General features: G+C 34.8%; 13 protein-coding genes. 3 read left to right on the top strand and 10 right to left on the bottom strand.

The genetic code is table 11. From position 1 onward, the window contains the following. Positions 1 to 156 precede the first annotated feature (156 nt). Positions 157 to 4,059, top strand: coding sequence for an Eco57I restriction-modification methylase domain-containing protein (locus tag IQ237_RS01705; protein WP_194051625.1), 3,903 nt, complete (start codon positions 157 to 159; stop codon positions 4,057 to 4,059). Positions 4,060 to 4,187: 128 nt separating this feature from the next. Here the strand turns inward: IQ237_RS01705 and IQ237_RS01710 are convergent, their stop codons facing one another. Both IQ237_RS01710 and IQ237_RS01715 read right to left on the bottom strand, forming a co-directional pair. Then, the gene (locus IQ237_RS01710; protein WP_194051628.1) at positions 4,188 to 4,622 is read right to left on the bottom strand and encodes a hypothetical protein; all 435 of its coding nucleotides are present in this window, start codon (positions 4,620 to 4,622) and stop codon (positions 4,188 to 4,190) included. Positions 4,623 to 4,763: 141 nt separating this feature from the next. Next, complete coding sequence (locus tag IQ237_RS01715) at positions 4,764 to 5,483, bottom strand: GDSL-type esterase/lipase family protein (protein ID WP_194051630.1); 720 nt, start codon at positions 5,481 to 5,483, stop codon at positions 4,764 to 4,766. Between the two features lie 463 nt (positions 5,484 to 5,946). Between IQ237_RS01715 and IQ237_RS01720 the strand changes: the two genes are divergently transcribed. Continuing rightward, the gene (locus IQ237_RS01720; RefSeq protein ID WP_194051632.1) at positions 5,947 to 7,140 is read left to right on the top strand and encodes a glycoside hydrolase family 10 protein; all 1,194 of its coding nucleotides are present in this window, start codon (positions 5,947 to 5,949) and stop codon (positions 7,138 to 7,140) included. Positions 7,141 to 7,252: 112 nt separating this feature from the next. On the opposite strand, the gene IQ237_RS01725 is transcribed toward IQ237_RS01720, so the two are convergent. The 3 genes from IQ237_RS01725 to nfi all read right to left on the bottom strand — a co-directional run bounded on the left by IQ237_RS01725 (position 7,253) and on the right by nfi (position 10,846). Further along, complete coding sequence (locus IQ237_RS01725) at positions 7,253 to 9,220, bottom strand: FHA domain-containing protein (RefSeq protein ID WP_194051634.1); 1,968 nt, start codon at positions 9,218 to 9,220, stop codon at positions 7,253 to 7,255. 285 nt (positions 9,221 to 9,505) lie between these two features. Continuing rightward, positions 9,506 to 10,042, bottom strand: a complete 537-nt coding sequence (locus IQ237_RS01730) for an FHA domain-containing protein (RefSeq protein WP_194051636.1) — start codon at positions 10,040 to 10,042, stop codon at positions 9,506 to 9,508. A gap of 138 nt (positions 10,043 to 10,180) precedes the next feature. Further along, complete coding sequence (nfi, locus tag IQ237_RS01735) at positions 10,181 to 10,846, bottom strand: deoxyribonuclease V (protein ID WP_194051638.1); 666 nt, start codon at positions 10,844 to 10,846, stop codon at positions 10,181 to 10,183. Positions 10,847 to 11,036: 190 nt separating this feature from the next. Here nfi and IQ237_RS01740 point away from each other — a divergent pair, with 190 nt between their 5' ends. Next, positions 11,037 to 11,879 (top strand): prohibitin family protein, encoded by an 843-nt coding sequence (locus tag IQ237_RS01740; RefSeq protein ID WP_194051640.1) that lies wholly within the window; start codon positions 11,037 to 11,039, stop codon positions 11,877 to 11,879. A 55-nt stretch (positions 11,880 to 11,934) separates the two neighbouring features. Here IQ237_RS01740 and IQ237_RS01745 read toward each other — a convergent pair whose 3' ends face one another. The 5 genes from IQ237_RS01745 to lpxA all read right to left on the bottom strand — a co-directional run bounded on the left by IQ237_RS01745 (position 11,935) and on the right by lpxA (position 16,245). Beyond that, positions 11,935 to 12,495 carry a Uma2 family endonuclease gene (locus tag IQ237_RS01745; RefSeq protein ID WP_194051642.1) on the bottom strand — a complete coding sequence of 187 codons (561 nt, stop codon included), beginning with the start codon at positions 12,493 to 12,495 and terminating at the stop codon, positions 11,935 to 11,937. Positions 12,496 to 12,633: 138 nt separating this feature from the next. Further along, positions 12,634 to 13,953, bottom strand: coding sequence for a DNA cytosine methyltransferase (locus tag IQ237_RS01750; protein WP_194051859.1), 1,320 nt, complete (start codon positions 13,951 to 13,953; stop codon positions 12,634 to 12,636). Between the two features lie 125 nt (positions 13,954 to 14,078). Further along, entirely contained in the window at positions 14,079 to 15,233 is a 1,155-nt protein-coding gene (lpxB, locus tag IQ237_RS01755) for a lipid-A-disaccharide synthase (protein WP_194051644.1), read from the bottom strand. A gap of 35 nt (positions 15,234 to 15,268) precedes the next feature. Then, positions 15,269 to 15,409, bottom strand: coding sequence for a hypothetical protein (locus IQ237_RS01760; RefSeq protein ID WP_194051646.1), 141 nt, complete (start codon positions 15,407 to 15,409; stop codon positions 15,269 to 15,271). Between the two features lie 17 nt (positions 15,410 to 15,426). Continuing rightward, positions 15,427 to 16,245 carry an acyl-ACP--UDP-N-acetylglucosamine O-acyltransferase gene (gene lpxA / locus IQ237_RS01765; protein ID WP_194051648.1) on the bottom strand — a complete coding sequence of 273 codons (819 nt, stop codon included), beginning with the start codon at positions 16,243 to 16,245 and terminating at the stop codon, positions 15,427 to 15,429. Between the last annotated feature and the right edge of the window lie 54 nt (positions 16,246 to 16,299).

A 16,299-nucleotide genomic window follows, 5' to 3' on the forward strand; every position in this document is an offset into this window, starting at 1 on the left:
AAGGAATGGAAGTGAAGAAGAGGAAGAAAAGAAGGTTTGAGGGAGATTTTTTTGTGATTTTTGTATTATTCCACTTATATGTAAATTTTTTTTATGCCTCATCAAAAGGATAAAAAACTAGGTATCATAGATGATGATTCATGAATGAGTAAGTAAATGTCACTATCACAATTCCGCGAAAATATTACTCAGTTAATTACAACAGCAGAAACTATGTTAGGTTCACCACGTAGTGGTAAACCAGAAGAAAATACTAAAGATAGTCTCATTGTACCTGTTTTAGATGCTCTCGGTTATACTTCGGAATACCGGACTTTAGAAGGCGCAATTCGTAGTTTAATTGGTACTACGACATGGGTGGATTATTTGCTGCGTAATGAAATCGGAAAACATCCAAAATTGCTCTTTGAAGCTAAAAGTTTATGGGATAAAAATATCTGGGAAGCTAATGAAAAGCAAGTATTAGATTATATCAGAAATTATAGTTTAGATATTGGTACACAAGAGCCTGTTCTTTGGATTATTTTATCTAACTTTCGAGAATGGCATATTTTAAGATTACAGGATCGCAAACCTTTTTGGTCTTTTACAATGGAGGATCTGAAAAATGATCCTGAATTGATTAGTACATTATACAATTGTTTAGTCCGGGAAAATTTATCTAGTAATCGTTTAGAAGCTTTTTATAGTGAAAAATCTAGAGAAGAATTAGGTGCTAAATTTCTAGCAGATTTAAAAATTTGGCGAATTATTATTGCTAATGGTATTAAAAAATCTCACCCTGATTTAAGTTTAGATCAAATTCGTGAAGCTGCCCAAATTATTCTGAATCGATTTCTCTTAATTAGACTTTTAGAAACCTTTAGCCGAGAAATGCCATTTAATTATTTGGGTAGAGTTTATTACAACTGGCAGCAAACTTTTCCTGATTTACCTTTTATTGAAGAATTAAGGCGTGCTTTTCGTCATACATGGGTGGGATATAATACTGAATTATTTCAACCTTCCTGGATTGATGAATTAATTATTGATGTTGAATATTTAGAATCAATTATTGTGATTAATGCTGTTCCCCAACAGGGAATACTTTATCCCATTACAGGAACATTGGCTAATTATCGTTCAATTTATAACTATGATTTTACAACTTTAACCCAGGATATTTTAGGTACTGCTTATGAACAATTTTTGGCTCATCAATTAATTTTAGAAAATGATATTATTCAAATCTTAGAAAATCAAAAAACTCGCAAAAAAGAAGGTATTTTCTATACTCCTAATTATATAGTCCGTCGGATTGTTCAGCAAACTTTACAACCTTTAGTAAAACCGAAAATTGATCAAGCAATTGAATTACTAGCAGCAGGTGAATTACAACAAGCTTATTTAGTAGCAGCATCGGTTTTAGAAATTACAGTGCTTGATCCTGCTTGTGGTTCTGGTTCATTTTTATTAGGTGCATTTGATTATTTATTAACAGAAATTAAACGTTATAATCTAGCTTGTCAAAATGCCAAAATTCCCACAAATTTTGATTTATTTAGTCATGTAGCACCCCAACCAATTATTAATCCTGAAGAACAAATTTTAGTAAAAATGCTGCATGGAGTAGATCGAGATCCCCAAGCGGTTTTATTAGCAAAATTATCATTATGGACTAGGTTATTACGTGCGCGTCCCGGTGAATATGGTAGACGCAATGGTTCTATTTATTCCCATCTCCCTGCACTAACTTTAAATATTCGTGTTGGTGATAGTTTAGTTCATAGTCCTGCTAATTTACAGCCTTTTGAAACACAATTAGCAATAGTCGCAGATTTGGCTAAAATTGCTAGAGATACTACCCAAACAGAAATTGAAAGAAATCAAGCTGTGAGTAATTTAGAAACTAGAATTACCGCAATTAATCAAGAAATTAATCCTGTGTTAACTGCTTTTTTTGCTAGTGATGAAAGTATCAATTCGGTAGTTAATTTAATTAAAAATCGAGATGCTGAAGATAACGAGATAGAAGAAATTAGAAAGTTAATCATACAAGAAAATCATGCTGATCAAAGTTTAGAAAATGGTTTAAAAAATTGGGGTTTAAAAAATTGGACTTCAGGAGAATTAGCAAGGGTAAAATCTGAATTAATGATTTTATCAACTGCGGTTGAGGAAGTTGTACTAAAAAAACCATTTAATTGGGAATTGGAATTTCCTTATATTTTTGATCCTAGATTACCAAAATCAGCAAGAGGATTTTCTGCAATAATTGGTAATCCTCCTTATTTTAATGTTGATGCTACCTTTGGTAGAGGTGCATTAGAATTAAAATGGTTAAAATTTGCCTATCCTGATATTTATACTGATAAAACAGATATTTTATTTTATTTCTTCCGTCGGGGTTTTGATATTTTACAGGAAGATGGTTATTTAAGTTTTATCATTTCTCGTTCTTTTATTCAAGGTGATAAATCTAGAAGTTTACGAGAATTTATTTGTAAAAATACGAAGATAGTTAACATTATTGATTTTTTAGGACATCAAGTTTTTCAAGCGGGAATTGCTACCTGTATTATGCAATTGCAAAGGAAAAATCCTCAACCAGAAGATACTTTTACTACTTTTTATGTTCTGGATTTGGATATTGTGAAAAATACTTTTAAGAATGATGATAATTGTTTAAGTTTAATTGATGGTGTAACCCAGGTAGATATTACCCAATCTAGTTTAAATGATAATCGTTGGCAAATTTCACCCTATAATCATATTTTTGAGAAAATTGATAAATCGGGTACTAAATTAAGAGATATAGACTGGGTACGTTATACAGAAGGTATTACTACAGGTCGTGATTCTATTTTTGAAGGTGAATTTAAACAAAGATTTCCTGATGAATATTATTTACAAAGAGTTGCGATTTCTGATATTAATTCCTATGGTTGTGAACCACCAGATACACAAATTTTGTACTATACTCATCAAACAGAATGGGAAGAATTACCACAGTCTGTCAAAACCTATTTACAGGAAAATCGTTCAGAATTAGAAAGCAGAGATGTTTATAGAAATAAAACCAGTAGTTATGAGTGGTTTCATTTGCATCGGCCACGTTACGGAATGAGAGATGCAAAAATTCTCTTTCCCCGTCGTGCAAATTCTAATAAGTTTTTTGTTGATGAACAGGGAATTTTTGGTTTTAAAAGTGATGTAGCTGCTTATATCAAATGTGCAAATACTGATGTTAATATCCTTTACTATATCTGTGCTTTAATCAATTCCCAAGTTTTAGAGTTTCGCTATCGTGCATTAGGTGGAATTGGCAAATTAACAGGAAAAGGAATATTTGAATATTTTGAAAATCAAGTTGGTGATTTACCAATTCTCCCATTTAATGATGAGACAAATTATGATTATCAAGAATTAATAAAATTAAGTCGTGAAGCTCATGAAATATGGCAAAATCGCTATCAAATTATCACGACTTATGAAGCTAAAGCTGGGAAAATTCCTAGTAAAGAAGTATCGTTAAATGAATATCATCAATTAACAGGTGATTATGCTATTGATATTGAATGGGAAAGTGCTAATGCAAATGCAGAAGGACATTTATTAGCATTAAAAATTGAACCAACTGCAAATGGATATATAATGTGGGGAGAAATTACCGATGATGAAGATTGGAAAGAAGGGGATAGAGAATGGATAGAAATAGCTAACGTGAATATTCGTAATTCTTATTTACGGAGATATCTGTTAGCAAGATTAATTTATTTAACTGAATTTGATGCTTCTTTCCGTCGCAAACAAAAATTATCACGGGAAATAGGAAACTTAGTGAATATTGCTTTTGATGTCATTAAAGTTAAGAGATATGATCAAGATAGATTTAGTAATCTTCGTACTTTAGAAGTGATTGCGAATAGAGTTACACAGGAAGTAGGTAGAGCAGATTTAGAAACAGTTTTGCTCAGACAAATAGAAATCAGAAATCAAATTGATCAAATTGCCTATCGGATGTATAAAGTAGAGGAATATGTAAATATTATCGAGCAAGCTTTAAAAGTTGTGTTGTAATATGAGTAATTAGAAACTTTATTTCCCATCATAATCTAGAAGATCAAATTTTAGATAACCCACATAAACATTTAACCATTAAACTTTGCGTACTCCTCTGCGCATCTGCGTGAAAAAAACTCTGTCTTTTATAACCACTGTCCACCACGAAAACGCCAACGGGGAAAAATAATTCTCATTAAACTTTGCGAACTCATAAAAACCGCCAACCAAACTACAGAATAATGTAATAAAAACGCACCTATTGATAATTCTTCTTTGGGTATAGGTATAGGTAAAAACCCAAAAATCTTTACTCCACAAAAAACAAATATCATCTCCCAAATACCTGCAAAAAATTGATAAGCTGCTGGCCAGTCTCTATCCCAGCGAGACTTTTGCAGATAATTATAAACAACATCCCAAACTAAACCAAAAATAGCAACATAAGCAAGTATAAAGAAATAAACTATATTCGCACCAGAACCTATTAACCCTAAAGCAAAAGGTATGGATACTAATACACCAACAGTTGCTAATAATAATAATCGAGTTTGCCACCGACCAAATAAAGTGGGAGTCATAACAATTAAAAATTAAAAATTAAAAATTAAAAATTAAAAATGGTAAATAGGGAACAGGGAACAGGGAACAGGGAACACGATATATATATATATTTCTCCTGACTCCTGACTCCTGACTCCTGACTCCTGAATTCTTACATACTATAGTTTAAGTTGATAATCTACTTGACAATGATATTGAGATAGTTCAGACCAGTTGAGGACAGCTTCTAATAAGTCCTGATAACCGAGAGTGTTGGGGTGAAGTCCATCTGCTGTCATGCGTTGACTTCTCCAAGTTTCATTATGTGACATCCATTGATCAAAAATATCCAAATAGGGAATTTTTCTTTGTTCACAAGCTTGACGGGTAGCTTCTTTGTAGCGGTATTGATCAGCATGATTGTAGTATAAACAATCGAGAAAAGGCATTTTGGCTTCATCAACCGGGACCATACCGACAAAGAGGACTGGACAAAGTTGTTGTGCTTGATCTAATAATGTGGCGATCGCTGTTTCAAATTCCGCAAAATCTGTATAATTTTTCCCAGTGGGACGACCTAAACGGGGTGAGTCGTTAACGCCAACAGAGAGGATAATTAAATCAGGAACTCGGTTTCTAATTTCTCCACGGTGACGAAATTCTACTTCTAACCGTTGTGAGACTTGCTGAGTGCGATCGCCCCTTACCCCCAAATTATAAAGCACATGACCCACACTATCCGGTAACATCCACCAGCGTCTTAATTGTTCTACCCAACCACCTTTTTCATGGTCCCCATATCCATATACTAAACTATCCCCCAAAGCGACAATTTTTAAAGGTTGACATAGTTTTGGCGTAATAGACAGCATTGAGGAGGAAGGTTTTACAGTTTGCATCTTAAACAAGAATGTAATTGATATCTCTACAATATTCTAGACATTATTACACTATTGTATGGTATATTTTTTATCTTTTATGCACAAAGTTAGAACCCAAAATCCAAAATCTTAAATTAGAACCGTTAAACCAGGCACTAATTTGAAGTATTTACGTCAAAAACGTAAGCAATCAACCGTCGGCTTCCGTCAGTACCTGAAATATGAAATATAAAGAATGAAAAGACACAAATGCAGATAAATAACATTACTGAAATTAACCTGAACTTAAAACCTCTGAATCCTGTCTATTAGCTGTTTCCTGATTGCTGATAGCTGAATACTTACATTTTGCACACCCTCAGAAAATATGAATCATAAATTACTTCACAATTTTAGACTGCTGCATAAATGGTTAATTCAAACCTCTGCCCCAAGAGTGAAATTCAATTTTTTTTCTTCAGATTGTCAACATATAAAAACAATGAATTTAAAAACAATAAATTGGCATCACAAATTTTTTAAAAGGTTGTTTCCCTTTTTGTTTTTAATTTCTTTTGTCACAGTCTTATTAACAAATACCTTTACACCAGTTAACGCCCAAATACCACGTCAAGAAATTCGCGGTGTATGGATCACTAACAATGATTTGGATATATTTAAGGATCGTGCCAAAGTTAACGATGCTGTGACAAAACTACGTCGCCTCAACTTCAATACTATTTATCCCGTAGTGTGGAATTCTGGTTATGTGATGTACCCCAGCAAGATAGCCAAAGATTTAGAAATTCAACCTTTTGTATTTCGTGGTTCAGATGGCCATGATATTCTTGCCGATGTAATTAATCAAGCCCATCGTCAAAATTTACTTGTAGTTCCCTGGTTTGAATTTGGTTTTATGACTCCCCAAACTTCAGAACTAGCATTAAATAAACCAGAATGGTTAACAAAAAAGCGGGATGGTAGCGAAACTTCTGTTAGTGCAGCCGGTGAAGTTGCATGGTTAAATCCCTTTCATCCAGAAGTACAACAATTTATTACTGATCTTTTGGTAGAACTAACATCAAATTATGATATTGATGGTATCCAGTTTGACGATCATACAAGTTTACCCCATGAATTTGGTTACGATCAATATACAGTTGATTTATATCGCCAAGAAATGGAAAAAGATCCCCCAGCAGATTCTCAAGACCCAGAATGGGTAAAATGGAGGGCAGATAAAATTACAGATTTCATGGTGAGACTCAACCAAAGAATTAAAGAAATTAAACCAAAAGTAATTTTTTCAGTTTCACCGAATTACTACGATTTTGCTTACAAACTGCAACTGCAAGATTGGTTAAATTGGGTGAGATTAAACATCGTAGATGAACTAATTGTACAAGTTTATCGTTCTGATTTAAACAGTTTCGCTGCTAAAATTGTCCGTCCAGAAATGCAAGAAGTACAACAACTAATTCCGACTGGAGTAGGAATTATGGCAGGTTTAAGAACTAGCCCAGTATCAATGCAACAAATTACAAATCAGGTGCGAACTGCCCAAAGACAAGAATTAGGAGTAGTTTTCTTTTATTATGAAACTCTTTGGAATCATTCTCAAGAAACATTCCAAGAACGTCTTGCAGGATTTAAAAATCTTTTCCCCTATCCTGCTTGGCGATTAGCATCTGAATAGATTGGTAATGGGTAATGGGTAATGGGTAATGGGTAATGGGTAATGGGTAATGGGTAATGGGTAATTGGTAAAAACTCTTAACTGTCACCTGTCACCTGTCACCTGTCACCTATCATGGTGCTTGATTAAAAACCCATTTGATCCACTGATTTAAAGAGCTAAAAGTATTTAACTTTTTAATACCAGGCGCACGGGCAATATACATCCCATCTACAGCAACTAACGCCGCATATTGCAAACCTAAAAAACTATCAACTGCTGCATAGTGTCCACCTAAAGTTATTGCCCCTGCTACATACATTTGACCTTTAGTATTTCGCATTTCTACTAATTCAAAATTGTTGGCTACTACCAATCTTTCTAAATGATTTAAAGGTAATTTGTAATGTTCAACTAAATCTTCTAATAAGGGATTAGTTTTAACTTTGGCATCAAGTCCGGTAGCATCAATAATAAAATCAGCAGTTAATTTCATTTCCCCAAAACCTTTTTCTTGAATATGGGTAATAGTGTGGTTTTGGGCATCTCTTTCCACACTCACAACTTGACCAAAAGTAATTTGATACCAACCTTCTTTAATACCTGCTTCTGTGATTCTTTGCCAGTCTCCACGATCTGCGGTAGTAGTTCCTCCCCAGTCAGATAATAACCTTTGACGTTCTTCTGGGGTGGCTTTTTCTAACATGACTCGTAGTTCACCACCCCAACAAGCTTTTGGCCAGTTAAAAGGTTGAAACTCATAGTGATTTTTAACAGGACGTTGGGCTTTTTCAAATTTATTCCCTTGGGGTTTAGGCGATCGCATTAAATGTAAAACTGTAATATTGCGATTTTGTTTTCTCACCTCATAAATACGTTGTAAAATTCGTGAAGCTACAATACCCCGTCCTCTAATTAAAACAGTACCACCTTGTTTTTCTAACTGTTCATAGACATGATTATGGTCTTCATAGGCATTAACTACAGACTTAAAATCCTGATATTTTTCCCGATAAGCTTGTAAATCTGGTAAAAATTTAATAGCCGGATATCCCGTAGCTAAATGTAAATAACGACAAACTAAAAAAGCATAATTTCCCGGACCACGAGAATAAGCAACACAATATCTACCATCTTCCGTTTTTCTAATAGCTCTCACTCTACCATAACGATAAGTTTTATCCCAACCAATACGTTTAGCTTCCCGATCTATAGAATCAAAAACATTACCTGCACGGGGAGTATAAGTTTCTGCAAAAGTTGGTTCATTAAAAACTTGCCATAAATATTTAAAAGCTGAATTTATCTGACCTTTTGTTAAATCATGCCAAGATTCTCGCAAAGCATAACTAGGCCATCCCCAAATATTATCAGGACAAGAATCAGAATTAGAACGCAATCTTTCATGTAAAGGAATTTGAGAATTTAAACATAATCTCTTATAACGTGCATAGGGTTCTTTTTCTAATCCTACAGCAATAATTTTTTCAGATTTAACACCACTAATTCTTAATAAATCAACCAAAATAAAACTACCCAAACCAGCACCAACCGCTAAATAATCACATTCATCAACAGGTAAACCAGTAGCATGAATAGCTTGTAAATCAACTTTGTGATTCTGAAATTCTGAAGGTGGAAAATTACTACCTAAAGGCGTAAATAGACGAACTGGAGATATACTAGGATCTGGTATATTAGTATGAGGATTAAATTGAATATTACCAGAATTATTAACTGTTACGGGAGTAGCATTTAAAAGAAATTTAACAGTAATAACATAAGATCCGATTTGTAAAGTATCCCCATTACTTAATTGACAGCGTGTTTGTTTTTGACCATTAATATAAATACCATTAGCACTATTTTGATCAATAACCATCAAATGATTTTGCTGACCGTCTTGTTGCCAATCAATTAAAGCATGATAACGAGAAACTTCATCGCTATTTAACAACATCCGCGAAACACGCTGACCCCTAATTTCTGTAGGTAATTTCGCAAATTCTCGACCAAAAGCAATCGGTAGAGTTAATTTTGGTTCTCGTCTTTCTCCCGTTGTTGGATCTTCCCAACTTAACTGAATTTGTAAATTAGTCATTAGTTATTAGTCATTAGTTATTAGTTATTAGTTATTAGTTATTAGTTATTTTCCTGATTTTCCTATTCCATCTTTTCTGGAGAGCATCCCAATTTTGAAACAATAACCGCAGCAACACCAAAAAATCTCTGAAACTCTCTTACCTTTGTGTCCTTTGCGTCCTTTGCGGTTCAATCATATCAAGACCTTAGATCATTTTTTCCGTTAGATCAAAATTAATTTACATATTTGGGATGCTCCCTCTTTTCTGTCACCTGTCACCTGTCACCTGTCACCAATCACCAATCACCCAATAATTACACTAACAGCAGCAGCTAAAGATGTACCACACCAAGGACAACCTATTTGTAAATTTTCTGGTGGGGAAACTTTATGACATTTAGGACAGTCTAAACCATACACCGAATTTGGTTGTGTTGGAATAGATGGTTTATGGTGGTGATGTACGGGTTGTTTTGGTGGTTGGACTATGATCGTAGAAGGAATACTACTAACAGAAATTGCCGTAACTTGTAGTTGTTGTTGTCCTAAATAAATAATGCTTTTTTCATTTAAAGCTATTTCTCCTTTAACTAAAGATTTACCATCTATTTGTGGGGGGTTTGGTTCACGTAAATTTCTAATATAAAAACGTTGTTGCTGAGAATTAAAAAATATCTCAATGTGTAAACCGGATACTGTCGGATGAGTTAAAACAATATCACACTTTGCTGGATCACGTCCAATGCGACAAGTACCAGCGTTTTTACTGTTATGTTTTTCATAAATTTGTTGAGTTTTATTTTGACCTGCTTCTTGCCACTGTAAAGTTAGTACATTCATGATTTTTAGATAACTTTAATACATTTAATGGATTCAACTTTATGCTGTGGGATTCCTAACATGATTGGTAGCAATTTAGCAAGTCTTGAAAATCAAAATTAAAGAATGATTATCTTCACCATTTATACTTTTTATACTTTATCTGTTTGATGCTAGTTTATCAGCAATGCGTGTAGTTTCTGGCAAACGATATTTAGATGTACACCGTAATACATAGTCAATTGCTGTAGGTAGGCTGATACGATGGCCACTGGAGATATACAAAGGTTTAACTCCAGTACGAGTCCGTAAAACTGCGCCTACTGTTTCATTTTTATGTATTAATGGCTGCCAACTCCCTTTAGCTGCTGGTAGTTCTTCATACTTACCAACAAGTAGGGATTTTGCTACACTTATAGTTGGTATATCCACTAAAACACCTAAATGGCAAGCTATTCCAAATCTGCGAGGATGAGCAATTCCTTGACCATCACACAATATTATATTAGGTATATTTTTAATTTTTTCTAAGGCATCGAGAATAGCGGGAATTTCCCTGAATGATAAAAATCCAGGTATATAAGGAAACGTTGTAGGACGGTATGCCAGGCTTGTTTCCACAACTTTCAAGTCAGGAAAACTTAACACTGCTACCGCTGCACGGCACATTGTACCATCTTCCACAAAACCCATATCCACACCGGCAACGTATTGAATAGGTGTGTTGAGTTGATCGGTGGTAATAACTTGATTTCGTAAAGTTTCTTGAATTTCGATTGCTTCTTCAATGCTAGATGGCCAAGGATGAATTTGTTGAATTTGCATATTGTTTGTCTATTTCAATTGTGATCAAAATCTTGATTTTCCGAAATGCCTACTTTTAATTTTGTATCTTATCTATATATAGACTAAACATTCAACCCCATGTAAATTTTTGCTAAGTTTTTTGTATAAATCTTGATTTTTTTATCTGATAGCTACTCTCAGATACAGTTGAGTTAAGGAACATACAGCCATGAGAAATAATAACATCAATGTCCGTCACAATTCGCAAATTGTATTTTATTTAGGAGGAGGATTATTATTCTTGTTTTTAGCGATGATGCTGCGTCCTTTTGCTATTGTCAATGCTGGTGAAAGGGGTGTTGTGATGCAGTTTGGAAAGGTGCAAGATACAGTTTTAGATGAAGGATTACACCCAATCATTCCCATTGTCACAACAGTTAAAAAGCTCAATGTTCGCGTGCAACAAAATAGTTTTAATGCTGGTGCCGCTTCTAAAGATTTGCAAAAAATTACCACAGAATTAGCAGTCAACTGGCACATTGATCCGTTGAAAGTGAACCGAGTTTTTCAACAAGTTGGAGATGAAGAATTAATTGTTAATGGGATTATGACACCCGCAGTTTCCGAAGTTTTGAAAGCAGCTACAGCTAAAAAGACGGCTGAAGAAATCATCACAAAACGCACAGAATTAAAACAAGAAATCGACGCAAATTTAAAAAGTCGTTTAGAACCTTATGGTGTAATTGTAGATGATGTATCTTTAGTGAATTTTTCCTTTTCTCCAGAGTTTAGTAGAGCGATTGAAGCGAAACAAATAGCCGAACAAGAGGCAAAACAAGCAAGTTTTATTGCCCAGAAAGCGACCCAAGAAGCACAAGCAGAAGTTAACCGTGCTAAAGGTCAAGCGGAAGCTCAAAGATTACAAAGATTGACTTTAACACCGGAATTATTGCAAAAGCAAGCAATAGAAAAATGGGATGGTCGTTTCCCGATGGTGATGGGTGGTAATGGTGCTGTTCCTTTGATTAATATTAATCCTAATGATTTAGCAACTGGACAGAAGAGGAATTAGTTTTTATTAAGATCCCCGATTTCTTGAAGAAGTCGGGGATCTGGTTATTTTATGACTAACTCATTTTTAACCAACCAAATACTTCTTCTACTGTTAAATTTAATTCTATTCCCGGCAAGATAATTAAATCATCTTTTCCGTATTTTAATTCTGGTTCTTTTTGAGGTTGAAAAATCAAAATTGATCGATCATCTGGGTCAATTAACCATCCCAATTGACAACCATATTTAATACAATGTAAAATATTGCCAGTCACTCTATTAGAACTTTGTTCTGGAGACAAAATTTCTATAGTCCAATCTGGTGCAATTACAACATCATCTACAACTTCACCATTATCATCAAAGGCGATATTTTCCCAGCGAATAATGGCTATATCTGGAATAATTGATCTACCAGCAAATGTACACCTTAACTCTGGGAAAGCATAAGCAATTTTATTTGCTTCTGTGACTTTATTTACGGTATTAATAATTTTACCTTGAAGTCGAGAATGGCGAGTTTTTGGCATTGGTTTTTGGATGATTTCGCCGTTTATATATTCACTTGGTGGTTTAGTTTCTGGTAGTTTGAGAAACTGTTCTAGTGTTAGTGATAAAGATTTGGTGACAGTCATGATTTTTGTTCCCAATAACTGCTAATTATAGTTTATATCAATTTTCATTGAGCTTGCACAGAATCGCAAAACTTCAAATCAAGATATATCAAGATTTGGGAGTTTTCGTATTATGTGCATCTTCAAAGTAAAATGATATTAGCAACTTGTTGTTAATTTCTCCTGCTTTTTCCTTACCCTTGGTTCAATAATATTTGAATTCACATTAAAATATTTTGCAGCTTGCGACATATTCAAAATTAATAACTTCTCATCTTCCAAACTTTTTATCTTTGTATTTTGAGAAACTTCCACATTTAAAACCTTAATAATTTCCTCTGCAACCGCTTGCGCTAAAAGTGGAGGAACAGAATTACCAATTTGTCTAAAACCATGCCATTTGGTAGGATGAAATCTAAACCAGTCAGGAAAAGAATGTAAACGCGCAGCTTCCCTGACAGTAATACATCTTGGTACAAATGAATGTATAGGACGAGGAGAAGTAAAAGCACCTTTATTACTCGCTGTTCCTGCTCTTAATGTATTACATAAACCGTCAGGATCTAGTTTATAAAAACGGCTAATTGGTTCATTTTTACCATGAGGAGTTGACGCAAATCTTTCAATAGATTCAGGACTATGTTTTGTTCTCAAACTCGATGTTAAAATGTGATGATCAAATTTACGGGAATAGGAATAATTATTGTTAGCAATGCACAGATTACGCATTTTCTTACCGTATTTACTGGGTTTACCAAATTCAGCTAAAACCCAATCTCTTTGTAATAATTCTGGGTAATTTTCAATTGTTGGTAAATCTTGCAATGCTTCCCAAACGGTAGGTGTTGCTGGTAGTTCCGCAGCTTTTTTTGATTTAGTATTTGATTTAGTATTTAATTTAGCTGGATGGGTGATTTTATCAGGATAATTGGGTAATTCTAAATCTCGACGACAACCTAATAAAAACAATCTTTCTCGATTTTGCGGTACTCCGTAATTAGCAGCATTTAAAACTTGATAATTATGATTAACTTTGTAACCGTTATTTTCAAACTTATCAATAATTTCGGCAATAAATTCTTTGTGTTTACCTACAGTCATTCCTTTAACATTTTCCATCACAAAATATTTCGGTTGTAATTCTAACACCAACCTAATAAAATGAAAAACTAAAGAATTTCTGGGGTCATCAAAAGACCGTTTACCAATTAATGAAAACCCTTGACAGGGTGGACCACCAAAAACAACATCAATTTCTTGATTTTCAATTTCGCTACTATTTCTAATTTCTAACCCTGTGGTATCTTCTACACTTTTACATAACACTTTCCAAAAAGGAAAATTAAATTTATGAATTGCACAATGTATAGGATCTAATTCTACAGCAGCAAGGACATCAAAACCAGCTTGTTCAAAACCAAGGGTCATTCCTCCTGCACCTGCAAATAAATCAACTGCTATGGGTCTTTTTTTCATTATTTATTAGTTATAGTGTTCCGATGTGATTTATATTATAAATTTTCTGTGGATGCAGGGAATAGGCAATAGGGAATAGGTAACAATAAAATATATATTATCACCAATTACCAATTACCAATTACCAATTACCGCATTTCTAAAATTTCCTTAGCAGCGCGATCGCACACTCCCAAATCTCCCAAACATTGCCGCATTTCTTGATAATCTAATAACGTTTTTTCCCGCTTTTCACTATTTAATAAAAATTCCATTGCAGCTTGAGTAATATTCTCTGCTGTTGCTTTTTCCTGTAAAAATTCTGGAACAATTTCTCGCATCAAAACTAAATTTACAGGTGAAGCAAAGGGAATCGAACCTTTAAGAATATTCCGCGCAACCCAAGCAGTAAAAGGACTAAGACTGTAAACTACTACCTGGGGAACATTAGCTAAAGCTAACTCTAAATTGGCTGTTCCAGATTTAGTAATTGCAAAATCCACAGCAGCAAAAATTTCCTGTTGTTTACCAGATAATATTGTTGCTTTTAACCCATAATTTTGAATAGCTTTGGCAATTTTATCTCTAAATTTTTCCAAAGATAAAGGAATAAAAAACCGCGCCGTTGGTAACTTAGATTGAATATTTTGAGCACCTTGAAAAATGACAGGTAAGAGATATTTTAATTCTTGACTACGGGAAGCAGGTAAAAGAGCGATCGCTATTTCTTCCTCTTTAATTCCTAACATTTCTCGTGCAGTTTCCCGACTTGGTGCATTAGCCATTTTATCAACTAAAGGATGACCCACCCAATTAACTTTAGCCCCTTTTTCTTGATAATAACGAGCTTCTTCTGGGAAAATTGCTAATAGCTTATCCGTAAAACTAACAATTTTTTTAGTTCTCTCCAAACTCATCGACCACACCCATTCTTGAGGCGCGATGTAATACACCACAGGAACATCGGGAAAATGTTCATTCATATAACTCCCAATCCCGATATTAGGAGTCATATAATCAATCAAAACTATGATATCAGGTGGATTTTTTTGTAGATAGGCGATCGCCCTTTTTTGTACCTGAATAGTAGGAATAAAATACGGCAAAGCTTCAATTATACCCATCGAACCAATACCGCTAGTATCCCCTAAAATTGTTGCCCCTGCGGCGGCCATTTTCTCACCACCCAAAGCCACAATTTCTAATTTTAACCCCAAAGTCTGAGCTTGATTTTGCAGCGTCTTAATTAACAACGCCCCCTGCAAATCTCCCGAAACTTCCCCAGTGCTGATAAATATCCGCATTTGAATTTTAGATTTTAGATTTTAGATTTTAGATTTTAGATTTTAGATTTTAGATCATGACCGGCTAATTGCTTGTAATATCTTTTTTCTCTTACCTGTTCCCTGTTCCCTGTTCCCTGTTCCCTGTTCCCTGTTCCCTCTCCTAAAAATGAATGATGAATATAGGCGTGATTCATCATTCATCACTCATAAATCACGACGCATCACTTGCAGAAATTTTACCCTTTCCGGGAATTAAACCGCGTCTTCCAGGCATTTGCGCCAATAGCAGAAAACGGCGTAGATGTTCCAACTGTGCGGTATCTCCCAACAATTCCAACTCAGCCAAAGCCTCTTTAAACAGCAAATCAGAACGGTAGAGAATGCGAAAAGCTTTTTTCAGAAGTTGAAACTCCTTAGCGGGCATTCCTGAGCGTTTTAGCCCCACCAAATTGAGCGATCGCACCCGTGATGGATTGCCCTCAACCAACATATAAGGAGGAACATCTCGATCAATGCGAGTCATCCCACCAATCATAGACATACCACCGATATGTACAAACTGATGAACACCTAAAACCCCGCTTAACCTCGCTCTAGACTCAATATACACATGACCAGCTAAAGCCACAGAATTAGCAATAACCACTGAGTCCTCAATCACGCAATTATGTCCAACATGAACATAAGCCATCAGTAAATTCCCGTTACCGATGATCGTCGCTTCACCCCGGCCAGTAGCGCGGTTAATAGTTACATACTCACGAATAGCATTATTATCACCAATTTTTACCCAAGTAGGTTCTCCCACATACTTGAGATCCTGGGGTTCCATACCAATAACAGCACCAGGAAAAATATGATTTCCCGCCCCAATTTCACAAAGACCATCTAAAATTGCATGAGCGCCAATTACAGTTTCCGGTCCGACTTTAACATTCGCTCCAATCACAGCATAAGCACCGACTTGCACCGTTGAGTGGAGTTCCGCATCAGGATGTATTACAGCAGTTGGATGAATAAGTGTCTTCAAGGGTGACTCTCCAGAACTGAGTTCATTGAAAAAAAAGTGTCGGGCAAAATAAGT

Origin of the sequence: Sphaerospermopsis sp. LEGE 08334 (genome assembly GCF_015207205.1) — a bacterium.
GTDB lineage: Bacteria > Cyanobacteriota > Cyanobacteriia > Cyanobacteriales > Nostocaceae > Sphaerospermopsis.

Excerpts from the sequence above, each read along its gene's own strand:
- IQ237_RS01705 (WP_194051625.1), top strand. The coding sequence starts at position 157 with ATGTCACTATCACAATTCCGCGAAAATATTACTCAGTTAATTACAACA.
- IQ237_RS01710 (WP_194051628.1), bottom strand. The coding sequence starts at position 4,622 with ATGACTCCCACTTTATTTGGTCGGTGGCAAACTCGATTATTATTATTA.
- IQ237_RS01715 (WP_194051630.1), bottom strand. The coding sequence starts at position 5,483 with ATGCAAACTGTAAAACCTTCCTCCTCAATGCTGTCTATTACGCCAAAA.
- IQ237_RS01720 (WP_194051632.1), top strand. The coding sequence starts at position 5,947 with ATGAATTTAAAAACAATAAATTGGCATCACAAATTTTTTAAAAGGTTG.
- IQ237_RS01725 (WP_194051634.1), bottom strand. The coding sequence starts at position 9,220 with ATGACTAATTTACAAATTCAGTTAAGTTGGGAAGATCCAACAACGGGA.
- IQ237_RS01730 (WP_194051636.1), bottom strand. The coding sequence starts at position 10,042 with ATGAATGTACTAACTTTACAGTGGCAAGAAGCAGGTCAAAATAAAACT.
- nfi (WP_194051638.1), bottom strand. The coding sequence starts at position 10,846 with ATGCAAATTCAACAAATTCATCCTTGGCCATCTAGCATTGAAGAAGCA.
- IQ237_RS01740 (WP_194051640.1), top strand. The coding sequence starts at position 11,037 with ATGAGAAATAATAACATCAATGTCCGTCACAATTCGCAAATTGTATTT.
- IQ237_RS01745 (WP_194051642.1), bottom strand. The coding sequence starts at position 12,495 with ATGACTGTCACCAAATCTTTATCACTAACACTAGAACAGTTTCTCAAA.
- lpxB (WP_194051644.1), bottom strand. The coding sequence starts at position 15,233 with ATGCGGATATTTATCAGCACTGGGGAAGTTTCGGGAGATTTGCAGGGG.
- IQ237_RS01760 (WP_194051646.1), bottom strand. The coding sequence starts at position 15,409 with ATGAATCACGCCTATATTCATCATTCATTTTTAGGAGAGGGAACAGGG.